This window comes from Novosphingobium sp. B1 (assembly GCF_900176395.1).
Lineage (GTDB): Bacteria > Pseudomonadota > Alphaproteobacteria > Sphingomonadales > Sphingomonadaceae > Novosphingobium.
In genome coordinates this window covers 702,840-722,664 of the sequence record NZ_FWXL01000001.1, presented here as the reverse complement: position 1 = coordinate 722,664, position 19,825 = coordinate 702,840, and the positions used below count along the sequence as shown (strand labels likewise).

The following is a 19,825-nucleotide window of genomic DNA, read 5'->3' as shown; positions in this document are numbered from 1 at the left end:
ATCGGCTCGAAGCCTCTCTCAGCCGACGGCTGGATCGCATGACACGAGACATTGCTCGCCTGCAGTGGCATGCTGAGCTCACTGCCGAGACATTGGCCATCTTTATCCGGTTCTGGCTGACAAATCACGTCGCGTCGCCGGACTCGCAAGGCCAGGCTGCACAGGCCATTGGCCGCGAGCGTTGGGAGCGATTTGTCGAAACACTTGCCCGAAGAATGGAAACCGGCTCTCGCCTTGAAATGGAAATTGACCGGATAGGAGAAAATAAAAGAAATTCTTGAATAAAGTTAACCTTAATACACCGAAAATACGGTTATAATATTCTGAATTTCCCGTATTAAATATCTATGAACTATCTTTATTTGATAATAGTTAGCCGTCATTGTAATCTTAATCGATTTGCAATCGTCCAATATGGGCGTATCGCCTTCTCGTGCGCGGCAGCAGAGCGTCCAGCACCTTCGCCCTGCGCAAAAAACAGTGCCAATCATGCACCATTTTTCCTTGGGAAAGTGAGGAATTGCTGCGCAATGGGAATGCAAACAGTGGGAATTTGGCTGTAATAGCCGGTGGGGCGAAGCTAGGCGATGAATCATTCGGATGGAGCTTTTAACAAGCTCATGCTCTTGCCTCAGGCAAGCCAGTGCGAGATTCTCATCGTCGATGACGATGAGGAATGTCTCGACGAATATGCAGAGATGATCGAGGCGCTGGGCTACCCTTGCCAAAAAACCACGTCGCCGGGACACGCGCTGCGAATGATCGCTGACAACCCGCGGATTGGTATCGTTCTCGCCGATTTCAGGATGCCGCTGATGGACGGCGTCACCATGCTTGAAGAGCTTTCGGCGCGGTTTGCTGCGCTGCGCCCGATTGTCGCAATTATCATTACCGGTGACGGATCGCTCGATCTCGCTGTGCAGGCGATGCGTTCGAATGCAATCGACTTTCTGACCAAGCCGGTAGGGCGAAGCGCGCTGGCCGCATCTTTGCGCCGCGCAGCCACGCGTTGGACTCAACTCGTCGGCCAGTTCAACCTAGCCAAGATGCTCGGACGCGGCGGTCTTGCGGCCAGCCTCACGCCAATCCCGGCTGCCGCCAATCGGGAAGTTCGCGATCCGACTGCGGAAGAATTGCAGGTCTTCGTCCGCTCGATCATCAAATCCCGCCAGAGCCGATCAGCCTTCCTTGATACCAGTCTGTTTGCCGATCCGGCATGGGATATTCTGCTTGAACTCGCCTCGGCCGGCCTCAAGGACAAGGCGGTGCCGCCGTCCAGCGTCTGCGCCGCCACGCAGGTTCCCTTCACCACGGCGCTTCGCTACGTGCGGCAACTTGTCGCGGCAGGCCTGGTGCGGCGGTGGCAGGATCCCAAGGACAAGCGCCGCACATTGCTGGCGCTGGAATCTGCAACGCTTGAGGCGATCACGCAGTATCTTTCCTCAATGTGGCGCAGTCACGGCGTTCCTGTGGGCTGATACCGGCGGATCGGTGGCTCCACATGCGCCATCGCACCAAAGGCCGAACCCGCATTGCGATGCCCCAGTCGATAACAGGTCAGACTCGTTTCCGCCGACTCTCGCCAATTTGGCGGTGACGCACGATCTGCCTGTCTCGTGCTGCAACCATTTCGGTTTCAAAATGGCAGCAATGCAGGCGGATTGATGCGCCCCGTTCACAAGCGCGGCAGCGTGATCCGGATCGTCGTTCCTTCGCCCTGCGTATCGACAATTGCAACCGATCCCCCGTGCAGATCGATGATCTGATTAACGATCGCGAGCCCAAGCCCCGAGCCTTCAACCGGGCCGACATTGGAGGCCCGCGCATAAGCTTCGAATACCCTGTCGCGCTCGCTTTCAGGAATACCGATGCCATGATCGCGCACTTCGATCTGCACCGTCTGCTCCAATGCCCTGAGGTCGATCCGGATGCGCGCGGGCGCGTCCGAATACTTGATCGCGTTGGTAATGATGTTGCTCAGCACACGCTCGATCAGCGGGCGATCAAAGGCAATGACCGGAAGCTCGCCACCCTCGATCTCGAAAATCGTTTCCGCATCTCTTTCGCGGAACGACTGGACGACATGATCGACGGCTTGCGCGAGGCAGGCAGGTTCCGGGCGGTATCCCAGTTCGATCTGGTCCAGCCTGACGCGCTCGATCGTGCTGTCCAGCAGATGGAGAAGGCTCTGGATCGAACCGCGAATGCGTGAGGCCCGGCTACGAATCTGTTCCGGTGTCTTCTCGTCTGCGCACCGCTCCAGGCGCTGTGCAGCACTGTCGATGATGGCAAGCGGCGTGCGGAATTCGTGGGAAGCGATCGCCAGGAAGCGCCGCTGAATGTCACTGATACGCCGCTCGCTCGAAAGCGCCGCTTCAAGGTCCGCCGTCGAACGGTACACGTCATCGACATCGGTCATCAGCAAGACGACGGCGTCGTCGCGCTCGTAACGGATGCGTGCGCCGACTATGTGAAACCAGAGATGGCGCCCATCCTGAACCCGCAGCCGTGTTGGCAGTGCTCCGGTGCCGCTGGCCAGAATCATGCCTTTCAGCCTCGCAAAGTCATCCGGCGTCTCGAAAACCGCTTCGCATCCGTCATCCCCCCGGATTGCCTCGCCCAGCAGCTGCTGCGCAGAATGATTGGCCTTGACGACGCGGCATTCGCCGACCGACAGCACCAGTGAGGGCGCCAGGTTGAGATTGAGCACGGCGTCGAGCGCATATTCGCTTGCGGCGAGCTGGCGCGACATTCCGATGAGCGGGGAGATGTCTTCCTGCGTAACCAGGATCGAGCGCCGCGCGGTCACCGGATCGCTGACATATGAAATATCGAGCGAATGAATCGGGGCATCGGGGAGCGCCATGACCGCAGTCGTCTTGATTCCGCTTTGCTCGCGACCTTCTGCCAGCAGGCTGACGATGGCGTCCGGATCGGCAAACATTGCCCGGAAACAGTCGCTTTCGTTCCCGGCGCTTCCCGCAAGATGGCCGAAGGTCCGGGTCGCAGCCGGATTCTGGGTCAGCAGACTGCCCTCTTCGGTGAACAGGGAAATCATCAGCCGCGTATGGCGCAGCGCCTCGAGCGAGCGCAGGTCTGCGAACGGCAATTCGGTATCGAGCCGGGCCTCTATTTCCACGAGCATGGCCTGATCGTGTCCGTCGAGGCTCACCCCGCTGCAACGGCACATGGCCGCTGTCGCCCTGCCGCGCGGATAGAAGGTCCAGCTCTCGTGCCGAATCTCTCCTCTTCCAAATGCCTCGCGATAATCGTCAAGGCGGATGCGCGTCGAATCGCTGTATGGCGTCAAGAGCCGGTTCAGCAGTTCCTCTTCGCTGGTGGTATCCCAGAATCCCATTGCGGGGCGGTTCGCCCAGCAGATTCTTTGCGTTTCGAAGCTGTAGATGTAAAGTGGACACCCCAGAAGCGAAAAGGCTTCGAGGCTATCTGCGTTCAGGTAAGGAAAATTGGATTTCAGCCGCATCGTCCCAAAAGGTTTGTTGAAAGTTCTGCGCAGCAAGTGGCGGCGTGGGGATGATGAACTGATCGCAGACAATTCATGTGACCGCAACCACGGCGCTCAAGGGAGCCTTCCGCTCCGCAAATGGCTTTGGCGCTCCTATCTGCGTTCGGCCATCATTCCTCTCCTCGTCATAGAAATCGGTTTTCTGGCGGTCTACTGGGTCAGCAATGTCATAATCTATCGTCAGAACATCGCCGAACTCAATGCCGTCTCGCGCGATTTTCTTGCCGACGTCGCGCGCCGCGAGGCCGAGACGATCAATACGAGTCTGTCAGATGTTTCTCGCAGGACGGGCACATTCGCCCGCCAGACCTTGCGCGCGCTCGAAGGCGACTATAGCCCGTCCGCGGCGGAAAGGGCGCGTTATGACTTGTCGCCAACAGGCGTTTTTCTGACACGCTACGACAATGGTACGACCGCAAGTTTTTACAGCAATGCGGCGCCAGTAGGACCGGAACAGATTGCCAAGGTCTGGAAGCTTGCCGCCCTCGATCCCCTCATGATCGACATCAAGCAAAGTGATCCTTCTATCGCGTCGATCTATTTCAACACGTTCGACAGCTACAACAGGATTTATCCCTACGTCGATGCGGGCAAGCAATATGCTCCGGGCATGGTCATTCCCAGCTACAATTTCTATTATGAGGCGGACGAAGCCCACAATCCTGCCCGCCGCCCTGTGTGGACAGATGCCTATATCGATCCGGCAGGGCACGGATGGATGGTCTCATCGATTGCGCCGGTCTGGCGCGGACGAAAGCTCGAAGGCGTGGTGGGTATCGATCTGACGCTCGACACCATCGTCAATCGCCTCAATGGCCTTCACCTTCCCTGGGGCGCCTATGCAGTGCTGATCGACCGTAAAGGCGGCATCATCGCGATGCCGCCGGCCGGCGAGCGGGACTTCGGCCTCAAGGAATTGACCGCGCATCATTACGCGCAGGCAATCATGTCCGACACCTTCAAGCCTGATCAGTTCAACATCTTCAAGCGCGAGGACATGAAGGTGCTGGCCAGCGCCATGGTGAAGGCACCGGACGGCTTCGTGAATCTGGATTTTGCCAATGGTCGCCAGCTTGCGAGCTTCGCCCGCATCGCCGGTGCGGACTGGCGGCTGGTGGTGATCGCGCCAACGGCGCGCATTCACGCCAAAGCCGATATGCTGCGCGCCAGGTTTGAAATGGTGGGCTTGGTCATGCTGGCGGTCCTGTTTTTCTTTTATGTTCTGTTCTTCCTGTTCCTCTATCGGCGCGCGAACCGGATGAGCACAAGGGTAGCGGCGCCGCTGGACGAGATTACCCGGCTGATCCGGCGCATCGGCGATGGGGGTTACCGGCAAGGCTTCGCGGGATCGAGCATCACCGAGCTCGACGATCTGGGGCACCGCATCGTGGACACCGGCAACCGTCTTGGCGACGCCCATGACCGGATTCGCGCGCAGGAACGGGCGCTCAGTCTCGCACTGATGCGGCAGCGCGCCGCCAACGAAGAGCAGATACGGTTCGTACGGATCATGTCGCATGAATTGCGCACGCCTTTGTCCGTGATCGACAGCGGTGCGCAGATTATCGATCGCAAAGCCGAGGCCCTCACAGCAGCCGAACTGCGCAAGCGGGCGGGACGATTGCGCAGTTCGGTCCAGACCATTTCGACGCTGCTCGGCAAGCTGGTCGACAGCACCGCCATGGATTTTGCCCACGGCAACCGGGATCAGACCGGTGCCGTTGATTCCGGCGCACTGGTTCGGGACATCGCCTGCTCCATCATCCCCTCGTCGCGGTTGACGCTCGACCTCCCCGAGCAGGGACCGCCAATCGCCGATGGTCCGGCCTTGCCGATTGCCCTCGGGTCGGTGCTTGATAACTGCATGCGGTATACGGCCGCCGAAACACCGATCCTGATCACGCTTCACCCGGATGGCGACCTTGTACACATCACTGTCGCCGACAATGGTCCGGGCATTCCCGACGAGGATCTCGCCTATGTCGGACAGCGTTTCTATCGCGGTCGCAGTTCGACCGGAATCGAGGGGGCGGGCATTGGACTGTATATTGCGCGCAAGCTCGTCGTCTCGCTCGGCGGCGATCTTGCCATCGCATCCGATGACACCGGGACGGTTGTCAGACTGACCGTGCCGGTCATGCTTTCGCATCAGAATGTCGCTGCGTGACGCCCTGCATGTTGAGGATCGGCCAGACGATGGCGGCATTGCTCGAATGCGGTCAAGTCCGATTTCGCCGTTGACCGCCACGTTGCGGGCCTGAAGAGATCGCGACCGAATGTCGATGGCATGTTCGTTCTCGAATGCGGCTCGCCGGCTTCAATCCGCCCTTTTCAGAAGCTGGCCCCCATGGTGATACCATAGGTCCGCGGCGCGCCGATGTGATTGTAGTCCAGTCCGAAGCCTGTCAGAAGATCGATGCGCGATGTGAAATAGTGCTTGTTGGTCAAATTCTTGCCCCATAGCGAAGCGTGCCAGCGGCCATCCGAAGTTGCAAAGTCGAGATGCGCCTCGAAAATGGCATAGCCCGGTTGGCGCAATCTGGGGATGTTCAACACCTCGAAGAACTGGCTGGATTGATAGGTCGCGTTAGGGTGGAGCGACAGACGACCGATGCCGGTGTCGAGCAGGGTCAGGTCTGCACCCAGATTGAATGTCAGTCGCGGCGCGTTCGAGAGGCGGTTGTTCGCGACGTTCACGCCGCTCGCCGAGCCGCGCACGATCCTGGCGGACAGCAGGCCCAGTCCGCCGCGCAGTGACAGGGTCTCGCTGGCACGGAACGAAAACTCGGCTTCGGCACCATATATCCGCGATTTGTCGATGTTGAGCAGCGTTTGTGCGGCGTTGCTTGGATCGACATTGATGAACTGCTGGTTGTGGTAGTCGTAATGGAAGGCCGCCATGTTCAGCGTGACCGCGCCGCCCGCAAGCCGTAGTTTGGCGCCCGCTTCATAGGCAGTCACCTCCTCGGGCCTGGCCACGGTGAGTTCCGATGGATCGAAGAAGGCCTGGGCATTGAAGCTCGGTGCGCGGTATCCGCGGCTGGCGTGCACGTACAGGAGGCCGCCACCGGTCAAGCTGTAGTCGAAACCGATCTTTCCAGACAGGTTTTGGGTGCTGTAGCGAAGCTCTGACAACGGGATCAGATTGGCGACCAGCGTGCCGTCGATGCCCAGGGCGTTAGCCTCGAAATCGGCCTGGACGCCACGGTCATCGGTATAGCGCAGGCCGCCACGCAAGGTCAGCGCATCGGAGATGGCATATTGGACGTCGCTGTAGATGGCAAGGCTCTTCTTGACCTGCCTGAAGCGGTTGCTGAACAGGCACGCGAGCGGCAGACCAACAGCGCAGTCGTTGGCGGTGATGCCTGGAATGCCATCGGAATCGACATCCTTGGCGATCTCGAGAGTGGTGGCATTGAGCACCTTCTCCCGGCTGAGATAGAAGCCCAGAATGAAGTTGAAGGGGCCGGCGAGGTCGCTGGTGAGCCGCAGATCCTGCGCTACCTGGCTGGCATCGTCAAAATAGGGGATTTCCAGGGTTTGTGCGGCCGTGCCGTCGGTGTCTTCATAGAACCAGAGCTTGCCTTTGTCATAAGAAGTGATGCTGGTCAGCGTCAGCCAGTCCGCGATGGTCGCATCGGCGGTTGCCGCGACTGACCAGGTTTCCGCAAAGCGGCGCTCATCGATATTGGCAGCGATTTCCCACTTGCCGAGGCCCGCTCGATTGACCGCTTCGGGCTGCGCATAGACACCGTAGTTGCGCGGCGTTTGCTTGCTCGTCGAAGCGCGCAGGGTCAGGCGCAGACCATCGCCAGGTTCAGCATGGATGGTCGTGCGAAGCGCCCATTCGCGCACCGAGGCGAGGTCGGCCTTGCCAGGTACGACGTTCCTGAACCAACCATCTGCCCGAGCGAAAGTGCCCGCAAGGCGCAAGGCAGCCATGTCGCCAAGCGGCAGGTTGATCGCGCCGTTGATGTCGATGCGGTCGTAATTCCCATAGCCTGCGGTGAAATAACCGTCCGTCTTCCCCAGGCTCGCCTTTCGCGCGATCAGATTGACCGCGCCGCCAGTGGTGTTCTTGCCATAGAGGGTGCCTTGTGGCCCGCGCAGAACCTCAACGCGTTCAAGGTCGAACATGGAAACGCCAAGCAGGGCGAAATTGCCTTTGTAGACCTCGTCGTAATAGGTCGCGACCGGGCTGGACTGGTTGAGGCTGTAGTCGGACATGGACACGCCGCGCATGGCGAAGATCGGTGTGTTGTCTCCAACGACCGAATTGAGTTGCAGGTTGACCACTCTGCTGACGAGGGTGTCGACATTGGTTACGCGCGCGCTCGTCAGCGTGTCGCCACTGATCGCGGAGATCGAGATCGGCACCGATTGCAGGTTCTCGGCGCGCTTGGTGGCGGTGACGACGATCGGCTCGTCATGGGCTTCTTCGCTTTGGGCCAGGGCCGGACTGCCTGAAAGCAGGGCGACGATGATTGCGGGATACCCCCGCCAAATCGTCGCTTCACAGGCGGTCAGCGTCTTGACCAACATGATCTCGTACCATCCCCATGTTTGACGTCCATTGTCGTCGGTTATCCCGCGGACGTCTGCCAACTCCACATGGGGGATGCCCTATGATAAACGCGCAAACACCAGGCAACGGTTTTTTGTCGCGGCCGAAGGTTGGCCGGTATAGAAGGTGGTCGCATGAGATACGATGTTGTCTGCACAATTGTCATATCGCCGGGCGGCGTTCGCGTGATCGCATACAACGAATGCGGCGCGGCCGTCCGGCTTGCCGTTTCAGGCAATAGCGCGCGGCAGAACGTCACAGCATGAACATGCCAGCCTGCATCCTGTGTGTGGAAGATCAAGCGGACCTGCTTGATGACCTGCTCCTGGAATTGCGCGACCATGGATACAGAGCCGAGGGGTGCCGAGACGGTCTGGCGGCGCTGACTTTGCTGGGCGAGTCGCATTTCGATCTGATGATCTGCGATATTCAATTGCCCGGACTGGGGGGTATCGAACTGCTGAACCGCATCCGCACCGAGAAGCGGGAGCACAGTAATATCCCTGCCGTGCTGCTTTCTGCCTATGGTGATCAGGATTTCCGGCGAGCCGGACGGGAGCAGGGTGTGTCGGCCCAATTCGTCAAGCCGGTCGACTATCGGGAGTTGCTGGTCGCGGTCGAGGAAATCCTGAGCGAAAAACAGAAGGGCGCATGAGCGAGCAGGCAGTGAGTGTCCTCCTGGTCGAGGACGACATCGACAGCGCCGAGGAACTTGCAGAGCTTCTTGAAAGCTACGACATGACCGTGACGCTTGCGCATACCGTGGGGCAAGCGCTGGATAAGGCACGTCAAATCCCGTTCACGGTGGCGCTGATCGACGTCGGCCTGGGCCTCGAAAGTGGACTGGATATAGCCGAGGTTTGGCACGGCAGCGGGCCTTGCATTGTGCTGCTCACGGGAAGCCCAGTCACCGAAACGCAGATGAGCAGGTTTGCGAAACCGGCGCCGCCGGTCTTGATCAAGCCTCTCGATGTGTCTCAATTGCTGGATATTATCGCGCGGTCCCAATCCTGACGGGCCGGTTCTCAAGGGAGAGCGGGGATTGCAGCCGCGCTGCCGATGCGGTGCCTCGTTTCGTGAATGCGGGCCGTGCTTTTTGATTTCCGAGGCGCCAGCCAGTTCCCCCTGATTCCCGTTTGCCGCTGATCCTATGCGGGGGGCGTGTCCTTCAGAGGGCGCGGCGTAGTTGCGAGCGATTCTCCAGCATCCACGCCAATATCCCATAAGTTCGCAGCGCGATAAATCTGCCTTTCGATCCGATCGAGCTTCGCTGCGAGATACCCGGCCTCGTCGCTTTCAAGAAGCGGCAGGATGCGCACGCGGATATTGTCCGTGGCAAGGCGGATCACGTAAGCGGCTGCTTCAGTTCATGGAGCAACTCGCGCGGAAGCGGCGCTTTCGCCCCATCGGGCTCGTTGTTGTGGCTCTTAGTCAGCTGCACTGCCCTTTTGCGTTTGCGCTCGGTTCGATGCGCTCTGTCCATAAAGAACGGTTGCGCATGTCGCAACGACGATGGTGACCGTCAAATTGCCTATCTGCGCGTCGTGGTGTCGCGAAGGCAATCTACCACCGGAATGGCACCATTATGCTGCCGGATTGCCACCTAATTGACTCGGCATCTCGCCTTGCGGGTTGTTAATAATCCTCCAATTAACCCGCTGCCATAGTTCGAAAAACATTTTCGTTCTCCTAAAATTCGGCGCGAAGGAAGTACTTAATTAATGCAATGAAATCTGAATTTATTTTTCAGAATTTCACTGATGCGATCAATTAATCCGCGTGATCTTCTTAACTGATGCGGGATTATATTGATTATTTTCTTTGTTTCTGCGTTTCAGAGGGGTTCGTAATGGCAGCGAGAGGGGGCAGCGTTCATGGCGGGCAGGTCGGCGGGAATGTGCACCCGTTGCCTTTGCCTCGTCGCCGCCTCGTTGAAAGCGCTGCGCTGAGCTTCAGTCTTCGCGTCGACAACTTTCCCCATATCCGTCAGGCTTACGGTGAAGACGCGGCTCGCGCCGTGCTGGTTCAATTGACGCGGCGCTTGAGCGATGCCCTGGGGGTGAATGGCCTTGTTGAGCCTGGCCCGAACGGTGTCATGGAATGCCTTATCTGGCGCCATGCCGGTCAACTAGGCAATTCGGTTGCGGAATGCGTCGACTGGTTGAAGCGGTTGTGCGCCGACGCGCCCCTTCTGCCTGTCGAGACGTCAGTTGGCAGCATACATTTCGCGCTTTCCGCCGACGAACTGATTTCGGCTTCGGCAATGCCGACAGTGACGAGTGTACTTGGTCAAGTCGGAGGCGGTTTCGCAGGTGACGTTGCGCGACCCGACAGTGGTTGGGCCGAGCAATATCGTTCCGATATGGCGATGGCTTCTGGGCTTCTGACCGGGCTTGGTAGCAAAGGCGGCGATGCTGAACCGGTCCTCGCCTGGCAGCCAGTCAGGGATGCCGATCGGGCGGCGGAGGCTGGCGGCTCCGAAGGCGTGCTCTACTGGGAAGGTTGTCTTCGTCATATCGATCGTGACGGTCAGGCTTCCTCTCTTGAGGGCGCGCTAGGCGCATTGGAGCGGCTCGGCTTCATTCGCCTCCTTGATCACCGTGTAGTGGCGATGGCGCTGGACGAACTTGATCGTCAGCCAGGCGAGGTCACGATAGGCGTCAATATTTCGGCACGAAGCGCTGCGCTCGATTATCTTTGGGAGGAGACCGTGCAGCGCCTCCGGCAAGAGCCTTGGTTGGCACGTCGGCTGGTGGTGGAGATTACCGAAACATCCGCAATCCCCAACATGAGCGAGGCCGTGCGTCTCGTGGATCATCTGCGCTCTTTGGGTTGCCGGATAGCGATCGACGATTTCGGAACCGGATATGCGTCGGTCCGCAATGTGATGGCGCTGTCGCCCGATTTCGTGAAAATCGACCGCTTCTTTTTGCATTATGCAAGCTACGGCGAAGTTCAGCAGGGCATATTCGAGCATCTTGCAGGACTTGCCTGGTCGCTCGGTGCGACGGTTATCGCAGAAGGTGTCGAAACCGCAGAGCAGGCCGAATTGGCGGCAAAAGCAGGTTGCCGGTGGCAGCAAGGCTTTTTCTGGGGGCGACCTTCGCTGAGCCGCCCTCGGTCATTTGAAGCCGGTCAGGCCGGTGCTGCTGTTCATGCTTCAATCGCTCCTTCCAGCATGGCGGTCGGCCAATGAACGGCCGCGAGCACTCGAACGCCAAAGGGCGCTGGGAATGGCTCGTCGTGCCGTACGAACCTGGCGCTGAAGCGCCGGAGTGCGAACCCCGGAATCCACGGGGCATTCTCATCGCCATCCCTTTGAGTTGCCTGCTCTGGTGGGGTTTGATCGCATTGTGGAAGGCTCTCGTATGAGTTCGTCTCCGATGCTTTCGGCAGTCCTGCTCGATGAGCGCGAAGAGATGCTGAATAATAGCGATTACCGTGACGTATCGAGCGTACCGGATCGCGACTTCTTTTATCAAGGCGCGCAGGACGACGGTGGAGAGGCAAGCCCACTTGTGCTTGTCGTCGTTGCGGCCCTTCCCATCGCGCTTGTATTTTGGACTTTTGTTGCCTGGGCGATCTGGAGCGCATTCCAGTGACGCTCTCACGCCAAAGCCCAAGTCTCGGATTGTCCGATAGCCATCCAGACACCTCGTTGGTTTCCGGGGAAGATGCCCTTGGCCCGGCAACTCACCCCTTCACGCCGGTGCCCTCGGGTCGCGCCACGGGGAGGCGAGGCACCGCATTCGGATATGACCGCCAAAGGCTGTCCGGAGCGGTGTCTCGCCGTTTGACATTTCAGCGCCTTCATCGCGCAGCCGCCTCTGGCTTGGGGGGAAGCGGGCTGCGCCTGAGGGGCGAGGCGAGCCGCTCGATAAGCACGCCCGCCTCTCAGATGCCCTTGATCGGGGCGCACGACTGCGGCGCTGGCCACTTTCGGCCCAGCAGCCGACCGCCAAGCTTGCGCGAACATCCTTGCCAGCTCATGTGACGGAGAAATTCTAGTGTCCAAATTCCGCATCCTCATGGGAGCGCTAGCCGCAGCCGGGCTGATACCGACGCCGGTTTTTGCCAACAATGTTGGCGAAAATGTCGCATGGCAATTCCAGACCAGCACCGACAAGGTCAACCGGGCCTACCTTGAAGATCTGCGTCAGAAGAAACTGAACGGTACCTACGCGGCACCTGTCTATAACACCTATATCGATCGTCAGTATAACTGCTCCGTCGGTGCGAGCGCGATCGGCAACGACTCCGTGACCAACGCGGTAGCCAATTCGCCTTCCACTGCGGGGCACAGTTCCACTTCGACTGGCAACGACAACACCACGACGCTGGCCAGCGCATCCGGTTCTGGAAGCAACACAGCCAACCAGTCCAATTCGGGTTCAGTCGGTTCGAGCACGTCGGGCGCCATTTCCACAAGTGTGCGCGGCGACAACTATCAGGCGCTCAATACCGAACAGGACAATTCGGGTGACCAGACCGCGACGGTGACAGGGTCGACCGCATGCCAATACAGTTCTTTGAATTGAGGCGGCGATATGATTTTCTCTTCGTTTGCCTTCGGGAAGCTGCGTGCTTCGGCGGCACTTGTCGCGATAGCGCTCGCAACTTCGGGCTGCTCGGCTCTTCACCCCGGCGTGAACACGCAGCGCCTGGCTCCAGGTGAGGCACCCACGCCGCTTGGAACACCCGTCCGCGACAATCGCTCGCCTATGGAAGCCGCTCTGGCCTGTTTTGGTGATCAGCTCGTTGCCCAAAACGGGCCGCGCCGTGTGATCGCGGTCGGTGATGTCAAGGACTACACCGGCAAATACTCGATCAACGAGGGCAACGCGATCACGCAGGGCGGGGCGCTGATGGTCTATTCGGCGCTTGGCAAGATCGGCGGGCCGCTGACCATTGCGGAGCGCTTCGACCCTACCATAGCGGAACGCGAACTGGGTTACACCGACCGGCGTCAGCTTGGCGACGGTGACGTGCATGAGGTCAATGGCAACCGCGTGCCGTGGCTTCCCTATTTCGGCGGCACCATCACCAAGTCCGACTACTACATCGTCGGCGGCATCACCGAACTCAATTACGATATCCGTTCAGGTGGCGGTGAAGTTGTCATCAACAATATTGGCCCGAAGGCGCGGGTCTATACCCAGAGCGTTGCCGTCGATCTGCGCATCGTGAACTCCCGGTCGCTGGAAGTGATCAAGACGATCAGCCTGACCAAGCAGTTCACCGGATACGAGATTGGGGCGAACGTCTTCCGTTTCTTCGGCACAGACCTGTTCGACATCAATGTCGGTGCCAAGGGACAGGAGCCATTGCAACTCGGCATCCGCACCGCGCTGGAAGAAGCGACGATGCGGCTGATCTCGGCGGTAGCGAAAGTCGATCCTTCGATCTGCATGGGGCAGCGGCAGGATACCATTCCCGAATTTTCCGCCGATCAGTTGCGCGGTCGCGCGCTCGCTGCACCGCTTCGGCAGGGCGCGGCATCGGCTGGTCCCGTTTCGCTGCTTCCCGTCGCGCCCTCGGCACCGGTGCCCTCGGCCACGCTCAACGATGTCAGCACATCGGGCGATGCGCCTTCCGGGGCCATGCTCCAGCTTGGCTTCGAATTCGGTGACACAACCCTGATGGGCAATGCGCAGGCCGTGCTCGACCAGATCGTGCTTCAGGCCGCCAGAGGCCCGGTCAACGTGATGATCATCGCGCGCGAAACCGAGAACTGGGATCCGGCCAAGCGCGACAGCCTGATCGACGCGCGTCTGGCGGCGATTGTCACAGCGCTGGCCAATCGCGGGATTGCCCCGGGCGGCATCAGCGTCACCTGGCGGCCGGACAAGGCCGATACGTCCATCCACCGGGATGGGCCGGGCATGCAGGAAATCGCACGAATTCAGATCAGGAAATAGCGGAAAGGAGTGCGCGCTTCCTCAGGGGGGGGGGGGTTATTTCTATTTGTCAAGACATTTTTCCTCAAATCACGGAGTGGTACATGTCCACCAATACACGCAAAATGCGTTCGGTCCTGATGACCGGCGCAAGCACAGCGCTTCTCGCCACGTTTGGCGCCACGTCGGCGCTGGCTCAGTCTGTTACGGAAACTGCCGCTGTCTCCATCAGCAAGGAACAGCAGTTCAACAGCTACAGCACGCCGACCCCCGGTCTTGTCCTGAACGGTAACACCCAGGGATCGGTCAACGCCAACGTCACCAACAATGACGCTGCCGCCTATGCGCTGCAGAACAGCACCGTGTCCGTCGGCTCGTCAGCGACCATGGGCAATGCCTCGTCGGCAACTGGCTATGCCAACACTGCCAGCCTGACGGTCAACGGCGATCTCAACAATGTGACCGGCTCCGGCTACGCGACCGTCGGCGCGTCGTCGGTTGCCGCAACGACTGCGGCCACTGTCGAAGGCACCACCGACATTGGCATCTCGCTGTCGCAGCAGAACACCAGCACCGTTGCGACGGTGACGGACAATACCGCGATGGGGATCACCATCGACCATGGCGCATCGGCCAGCACCGCGACACTCGTGGGCAACAGCCAGAGCGCCACGGGTGTGCTCAATTCGGGCGTGAACGCGCTCAACCTCGACGTCAATAACTCGAGCGGTTCCGGTGGCGTCGCCGCCGCCCAGTCGAGCCTCAACAGCTCGCTGACCGCCACGACTGCCGGCTCTGTCGGGTTTACGACCGGTTCGGGTCCGTCGACCAACGCGCTGCTGAACAGCACGGTCGCTCTGACGGACAACAACCAGAAAGCCACTGCCGTCGCCAACTCGGGTTCGAACACCCAGTCGGTCACCGGCAATGCGATTACGCTCGCGGCGCAATCTACCGGTCAGGCCACGGCTGGGGCAACTTACGTAGCCGGGGACATCGAGGCAACGCCTCCCACGTCTGCTACTCACAACACTTCGGCGATTGCTGGCTATGCCACGGTGTCAAAGCAGGAACTTGCGGTGTCGACCGCTGGTGCCAAGACCGTCACTGCTTTGATCAACGATGCTGGAACAAACTTTGGCGCTTCGGTCACCGGCAACGTGGTGGGCTCGACGCTGTCCAACGACAGCAACGAAGCCACAGCGCTTGCCCGCGGCAACGAGGTGTCCAACGCTACGACCATCGCGGCGAACAGCATTGCCACCGGCACTCTCGCCTCGCCAGCCTCGGGCACGGTCGCGGCAATCGCATCGCAGCAAGAGACCACCGTCGCCACCGGCACGCTGAGCATTGTCGCCCAGATGGGTGGCGCGGGTTCGGACGCGGCGATCGTTTCCAATGCGATCACCGGTGATGTGACGACCAGCTCCGCCTTGAGCGCGTCGGACAACGCTGTTCTGGCTGATGCCGCAGCGAACCGTGGCGGCAGCGCGATCACCGCTTCGGCCACCACGATCACCACGCTCGGCACCGAAGCGCCTTCGGCAGGTGTCGGCAGCGGCGTTGCAACCGCCAATGCCGCATTCGCGGTGGCGAACAAGCAATCGGTGGCTTCGGGGACGAGCGTTCAGGCCGGTCTGGTCGACAGCTTCACCACGCCGACCAAGAGCACCTTGGTCCAGACCGCGGTCAGCGGTAGCCTGACCAGCTCGAGCATCGCCTCGGATGGTAACAGCCTGACGGCCAATGCCACTGGCAACGCCACGCTGGGTACCGGGAATGCGATCACGCTGTCCGGCACCAACCTCGGCACCAGCGCCGCCATCGCCAGCGATCAGACTATGGCTGGCAATGCCAGCGCCTGGATCGGTATGGCGGGGACGGCGGCTACTTCGCCGACGACGCAGAACTTCACGTTCGCGGGCGCGAGCACCGGCTCCGCCGGGAACTATACGTTCACCGGTACGGCGGCTGGCACTCTTGCTGATCGTAACGCGCTGGCGGCTGCCTATCCTGCTAACACGTTCACCTTCGAGAGTGGCACAATCACTCTCGTCGCAACGGGGCAGCTTACCAGCTTGACCTCATTCCCGACGTCGTACACCTCGGGCGGCTCGGCAGGAACGCCGGCAGCTGGCGGTGTCATTGTCACGGTTGGCAACGACATCACCGGCAGCAGCGTGACGGTCGATGGCAACGAAACGGCCGGTTCGGTCAAGGGCAACAGCGCTACCAATGCGCTGGCGGCCACCGCCACGAACCTGACCCGCGGCAACGGTGCCAGCACCTCCTCGACGGGCAGCGCTAACGGGACCACTGGTACTGCCAATGCCGACATGGCCGTCGCCAATGTCCAGGGTAACACCGGTAACCTCTATAGCACTGTCGGCGCCGTGTTCGGCGTCTCGGCAACGGGCATTACTGATCCTACTCTGAGCGACGTGGGCACCAGCACCGTGTCTGTGTCCGACAATGCGCAGAGCTCGACTGTGACCGCCAACAGCGGCACCAACAGCATCGCGCTTTCGGCAACTAACGCCACAACGACCTCGGCTCTGGCGAACAACCAGTCGAGCACAGGTGGTCTTGGTGCGACGATCTCGTCCTTCAGCGGCGCGAACGTCACTGTCGGTCGGGATATCTCGAACAGCACGGTTAAGGTGGACGATAACGCCATCTCCGGCGCGACCACGGGCAACGCGGCAACCAACAGCGTAAAGGTAACCGGCAGCAGCACGCTGGCCGCTTCGGACGCCACTGTTGGTGCAACTGCGACGCCTGCTTCGACCCTTGCCACGGCCGATCACGCGCTCGCCAGCAACCAGTCGGTGACGGGTGACGAAACAACGACGGTTACCGGCAAGTTTGATATCGTGACGCTGGGCGTCGGTGCGCCAGCATCGGCCAACGGCACCAGCGACATCACCGGCAGCACGTTGTCCGTTTCGGGCAATGCGCAGTCGGCGGCCACCATCGGCAACACCGCAGCCAACAGCATGACGCTGGCGGGTGGTAGCATTGCCACCAACGGTGCGTTGCAGTCGGTTCAGACGGCTTCGGGTTCGGGTGGCTTCACGGCCTCGTCGACGATGACCGTCGCGGCTCCGGCGGCGAACAGCACGTCGAACCTGACGCTGGACAACAACACCAACATCGCCTCGTCCACCGTCAACGATGCCGCCAACAGCATGGTGGTTACGGCCGATACCGCCCTCACGTCGACCACGGTTGCGGGCACAGCTCCGAACCAGACTTACGGCGCCAATGCCTCGCTGTCCGGCTCGGCTGGCACCTACGTTGCTGCAGCTGATTATGTTGTTAACAACGCCCAGACGGTTGGGACCAATGCGGTTACCGCGACGGCGACGACCAACGTCTGGAACAATGACGGCGGAGCGACCGGCCAGAGCCAGTTCGCAACCAACGGCATCTACCAGAGCACCGTCGATCTCAGCGGAAACGCCACCACGGCTGCGGCAATGGCCAACCGCTCGACGAATTCGCTGACCCTTTCGGCCAATTCGGACAGCGCCTCGGCAGGTGTCGTCAACCAGCAGGTCAGCGGTGGTGCCGTGTCGGCGACCGCCACGACCAAGGCTGACGTTGTGGTTGCGGGCTATGACGCTGCCAGCGGCACCGATCCCAGCCCGGTCGATACCAGCTCGGTGACGCTGAACGGCAACGCTACGACCGCGCGCGCAGGCGGCAACACCGCCACCAATGCGCTCTCGGCCTCTGCGACCACCTTCGCCAACACTAGTGTCGGCGGTTCGGTTTCGCTCACCGGTGCCCGCACCGACAGCGTCGCGGCGAGCTTCGCCGTGCTGAACGAGCAGGCCAACACTGGTGCCATCACGGCAGCAGCGAACGTCACCTACGGGGCGTCGTTCAACAATCTGGGAACGGCGCCTTCGGTGACCAACTCCTCAGTGGCACTGAACGGCAACAGCGCGGTTGCGGTCGCCTATGGCAACGCCGCCACCAACTCGCTGACGCTTGCTGCGCTCAACAGCCCGGCCAGCGGCACGACCCCGACGACGGCGGCTATCGCAAGCAACCAGAGCAACACCGGCGCGATCAATGCGACCACCGGCGTTGGCACTGGCGCGCTCGCGATCAATGCCGTGGCCAGCGGTGCCGGCAACACCGGCGGCGTGTCCAACTCCAGCCTGTCGATCAACGGCAACTCGCTGGGTGCGGCCGCCTATGGCAACAGCGCGACGAGCACGCTCACCATCGGTGGGAACAACGTGAACGTTACGGGCTACAGCCCGCTCTAAGCCAAGGAATTCCTGCGCTCCTTGCCTCGGAGCGCCGGATGACCCGGAAATACCCCCAAACCAACCGGCAGCCTGCCACAAGCTGCCTTTCCGGGTGTGCCCCCGCGTTCGATCCGACGCGGGGGCCTTCCCCGGCAGATTTTCAGCGCATCGTCTTTCCGCTTGCAGAATTTTCGATAGAATTTTCGATGCCGCCACCCAATCAGGAACGTAACCTCCATGTTTGTTGTCAGCCTTCGCCGCTCGCTTGTGCCCATCGCGATTGCAACCGCTGTCAGCCTTGGCGCTGTCGGCCCTGGGTCCGTAACAGCGCAGGCCGCAGACAAGACTGGCAACTTTTCCGTAAGAGGCCTCGGATCGCAAACCTGCGAAGCCTATGTCGCAGCACTTGCCAGGCCGGACGACTTCTTGCGCTACGGAAACTGGTTGCTTGGTTATGCGACAGCTCACAACCGGCTAGTCGCAGACACGTATGATACCATGCCCACCGAAGGCGGCACCGATTTCCCCAATGTGGTCGCGGTCGTCTGCCGCACCAATCCCCGGATGCTTCTGGAGAACGCGGCGGCCAGTGCCATCGATGTGATACGGCCCTTGCGCCAGACTGCGGCCTCGCCGCTGGTGCAGGTGACCGCCGATTACAAGACCGTTTCGATCCATCAGGAATCGCTGAAACGGCTCCAGACAGCCCTGATCGCAAAACAGGCCTTCAAAGGAATGGCGACGGGGGCTCCCTCGGCGGCATTCACGGATGCGCTGAAGGCCTTCCAGCGCAAGGAAGGCATTCCCGTAACCGGACTGCCGGACATCGACACCTTCATCCGCGCCATCGTCAAACGCTGATCGCCCGGTAAGCAACAGGAGACATCGCGTGAAGTTCGACTGGTTGGCATCCCCCGCTTCGCCTTTTCATATCTTTCTTGAGGCTGATCGGCTGGTCCAGACGATTATCGTGCTCCTGCTGCTGGCCTCGATCGCTTCGTGGTCGATCATCATCGGCCGGGCCTGGGCGATCTGGCGTGAACTGCAGCGCTCGCGCATCGTCAAGCGCCTGCTGACCACTATCGGCACCCAGGACGATCTGCGCAATCTCAGCGACGGCGCCGAAGGCCGGATCACGCACATCCTCGGCGCGATCGAGGTCGAATGGCGCTGGTCCTCGGAAAATCTGGTCCGTGATTACGATCAGGTCCGGCAGCGCGTCGTGTCTATTGCCGACATGGCTATCGCGCGTGAGGAGCGACATCTCGCGGGAAGCACCGCATGGCTGGCGACCCTTGGAACATCCGCCCCCTTCATCGGCCTGTTTGGAACGGTCTGGGGGATCATGGGCAGCTTTCTCGCCATCGGGCAAAGCCAGGATACCTCGCTTGCCGTCGTGGCACCGGGTATCGCGGAAGCCTTGCTCGCAACGGGTGTCGGCCTGTTTTGCGCCATCCCGGCCGCGATGGGTTTCAACCGGCTCGTGCAGATGCTCGCCGCTGTCGATGCCGAATGGCGCTCGATCGCAGGGCTGCTCGAACTCGCCATCTCTCGCCATTTCGGATCGCGTTTCTGA

The 19,825-nt window shown here is 60.5% G+C and carries 16 protein-coding genes; 13 read left to right on the top strand and 3 right to left on the bottom strand.

The features are described from left to right. The first annotated feature begins 38 nt into the window (after positions 1 to 38). A complete protein-coding gene (locus B9A23_RS23220) occupies positions 39 to 281 on the top strand; it encodes a hypothetical protein (RefSeq protein WP_254894966.1) in 243 nt (80 codons plus the stop codon). Between the two features lie 339 nt (positions 282 to 620). Beyond that, a complete protein-coding gene (locus tag B9A23_RS03420; protein ID WP_176217864.1) occupies positions 621 to 1,478 on the top strand; it encodes a response regulator in 858 nt (285 codons plus the stop codon). A gap of 197 nt (positions 1,479 to 1,675) precedes the next feature. Here B9A23_RS03420 and B9A23_RS03415 read toward each other — a convergent pair whose 3' ends face one another. Continuing rightward, a complete protein-coding gene (locus tag B9A23_RS03415; protein ID WP_176217863.1) occupies positions 1,676 to 3,358 on the bottom strand; it encodes a sensor histidine kinase in 1,683 nt (560 codons plus the stop codon). 142 nt (positions 3,359 to 3,500) lie between these two features. Between B9A23_RS03415 and B9A23_RS03410 the strand changes: the two genes are divergently transcribed. After that, positions 3,501 to 5,693 carry a sensor histidine kinase gene (locus tag B9A23_RS03410; RefSeq protein WP_084277404.1) on the top strand — a complete coding sequence of 731 codons (2,193 nt, stop codon included), beginning with the start codon at positions 3,501 to 3,503 and terminating at the stop codon, positions 5,691 to 5,693. 164 nt (positions 5,694 to 5,857) lie between these two features. Here the strand turns inward: B9A23_RS03410 and B9A23_RS03405 are convergent, their stop codons facing one another. Next, positions 5,858 to 8,131 (bottom strand): TonB-dependent receptor, encoded by a 2,274-nt coding sequence (locus B9A23_RS03405; protein ID WP_254894947.1) that lies wholly within the window; start codon positions 8,129 to 8,131, stop codon positions 5,858 to 5,860. A gap of 93 nt (positions 8,132 to 8,224) precedes the next feature. Between B9A23_RS03405 and B9A23_RS23215 the strand changes: the two genes are divergently transcribed. Genes B9A23_RS23215 through B9A23_RS03395 form a run of 3 tightly spaced genes read left to right on the top strand, consistent with a single transcriptional unit; the run spans position 8,225 to position 9,104 of the window. Next, positions 8,225 to 8,356 (top strand): hypothetical protein, encoded by a 132-nt coding sequence (locus tag B9A23_RS23215; RefSeq protein WP_254894946.1) that lies wholly within the window; start codon positions 8,225 to 8,227, stop codon positions 8,354 to 8,356. Next, complete coding sequence (locus tag B9A23_RS03400; protein WP_084277403.1) at positions 8,353 to 8,745, top strand: response regulator; 393 nt, start codon at positions 8,353 to 8,355, stop codon at positions 8,743 to 8,745. The genes B9A23_RS23215 and B9A23_RS03400 overlap by 4 nt, the downstream gene beginning before the upstream one ends. Further along, positions 8,742 to 9,104, top strand: a complete 363-nt coding sequence (locus B9A23_RS03395) for a response regulator (RefSeq protein ID WP_084277402.1) — start codon at positions 8,742 to 8,744, stop codon at positions 9,102 to 9,104. The genes B9A23_RS03400 and B9A23_RS03395 overlap by 4 nt, the downstream gene beginning before the upstream one ends. A gap of 134 nt (positions 9,105 to 9,238) precedes the next feature. Here the strand turns inward: B9A23_RS03395 and B9A23_RS03390 are convergent, their stop codons facing one another. Beyond that, positions 9,239 to 9,439: a hypothetical protein gene (locus tag B9A23_RS03390; RefSeq protein WP_084277401.1), complete on the bottom strand. Its 201-nt coding sequence runs from the start codon at positions 9,437 to 9,439 to the stop codon at positions 9,239 to 9,241. A 446-nt stretch (positions 9,440 to 9,885) separates the two neighbouring features. Here B9A23_RS03390 and B9A23_RS03385 point away from each other — a divergent pair, with 446 nt between their 5' ends. The 7 genes from B9A23_RS03385 (at position 9,886) to B9A23_RS03355 (ending at position 19,825) form a co-directional block, all read left to right on the top strand. Continuing rightward, complete coding sequence (locus B9A23_RS03385; RefSeq protein ID WP_084277400.1) at positions 9,886 to 11,286, top strand: EAL domain-containing protein; 1,401 nt, start codon at positions 9,886 to 9,888, stop codon at positions 11,284 to 11,286. Between the two features lie 187 nt (positions 11,287 to 11,473). Continuing rightward, positions 11,474 to 11,692, top strand: coding sequence for a hypothetical protein (locus tag B9A23_RS03380; RefSeq protein ID WP_084277399.1), 219 nt, complete (start codon positions 11,474 to 11,476; stop codon positions 11,690 to 11,692). A 405-nt stretch (positions 11,693 to 12,097) separates the two neighbouring features. Next, positions 12,098 to 12,628: a hypothetical protein gene (locus B9A23_RS03375; RefSeq protein ID WP_254894945.1), complete on the top strand. Its 531-nt coding sequence runs from the start codon at positions 12,098 to 12,100 to the stop codon at positions 12,626 to 12,628. A gap of 9 nt (positions 12,629 to 12,637) precedes the next feature. Further along, the gene (locus B9A23_RS03370; protein WP_084277398.1) at positions 12,638 to 14,008 is read left to right on the top strand and encodes a CsgG/HfaB family protein; all 1,371 of its coding nucleotides are present in this window, start codon (positions 12,638 to 12,640) and stop codon (positions 14,006 to 14,008) included. A gap of 83 nt (positions 14,009 to 14,091) precedes the next feature. Then, positions 14,092 to 18,267, top strand: a complete 4,176-nt coding sequence (locus B9A23_RS03365; protein WP_254894944.1) for a beta strand repeat-containing protein — start codon at positions 14,092 to 14,094, stop codon at positions 18,265 to 18,267. Between the two features lie 480 nt (positions 18,268 to 18,747). Beyond that, positions 18,748 to 19,110, top strand: a complete 363-nt coding sequence (locus B9A23_RS22675; RefSeq protein WP_176217862.1) for a peptidoglycan-binding domain-containing protein — start codon at positions 18,748 to 18,750, stop codon at positions 19,108 to 19,110. Positions 19,111 to 19,138: 28 nt separating this feature from the next. Beyond that, on the top strand, positions 19,139 to 19,825 hold the full coding sequence (locus tag B9A23_RS03355) for a MotA/TolQ/ExbB proton channel family protein (RefSeq protein WP_084277396.1): 687 nt from the start codon (positions 19,139 to 19,141) through the stop codon (positions 19,823 to 19,825).

What these genes read in the sequence shown, in the direction of transcription:
- B9A23_RS23220 (WP_254894966.1), top strand. Translation starts at nt 39, where the DNA reads ATGACACGAGACATTGCTCGCCTGCAGTGGCATGCTGAGCTCACTGCC.
- B9A23_RS03420 (WP_176217864.1), top strand. Translation starts at nt 621, where the DNA reads ATGCTCTTGCCTCAGGCAAGCCAGTGCGAGATTCTCATCGTCGATGAC.
- B9A23_RS03415 (WP_176217863.1), bottom strand. Translation starts at nt 3,358, where the DNA reads ATGGGATTCTGGGATACCACCAGCGAAGAGGAACTGCTGAACCGGCTC.
- B9A23_RS23215 (WP_254894946.1), top strand. Translation starts at nt 8,225, where the DNA reads ATGAGATACGATGTTGTCTGCACAATTGTCATATCGCCGGGCGGCGTT.
- B9A23_RS03400 (WP_084277403.1), top strand. Translation starts at nt 8,353, where the DNA reads ATGAACATGCCAGCCTGCATCCTGTGTGTGGAAGATCAAGCGGACCTG.
- B9A23_RS03395 (WP_084277402.1), top strand. Translation starts at nt 8,742, where the DNA reads ATGAGCGAGCAGGCAGTGAGTGTCCTCCTGGTCGAGGACGACATCGAC.
- B9A23_RS03385 (WP_084277400.1), top strand. Translation starts at nt 9,886, where the DNA reads ATGCGGGATTATATTGATTATTTTCTTTGTTTCTGCGTTTCAGAGGGG.
- B9A23_RS03380 (WP_084277399.1), top strand. Translation starts at nt 11,474, where the DNA reads ATGCTTTCGGCAGTCCTGCTCGATGAGCGCGAAGAGATGCTGAATAAT.
- B9A23_RS03370 (WP_084277398.1), top strand. Translation starts at nt 12,638, where the DNA reads ATGATTTTCTCTTCGTTTGCCTTCGGGAAGCTGCGTGCTTCGGCGGCA.
- B9A23_RS03365 (WP_254894944.1), top strand. Translation starts at nt 14,092, where the DNA reads ATGTCCACCAATACACGCAAAATGCGTTCGGTCCTGATGACCGGCGCA.
- B9A23_RS22675 (WP_176217862.1), top strand. Translation starts at nt 18,748, where the DNA reads ATGCCCACCGAAGGCGGCACCGATTTCCCCAATGTGGTCGCGGTCGTC.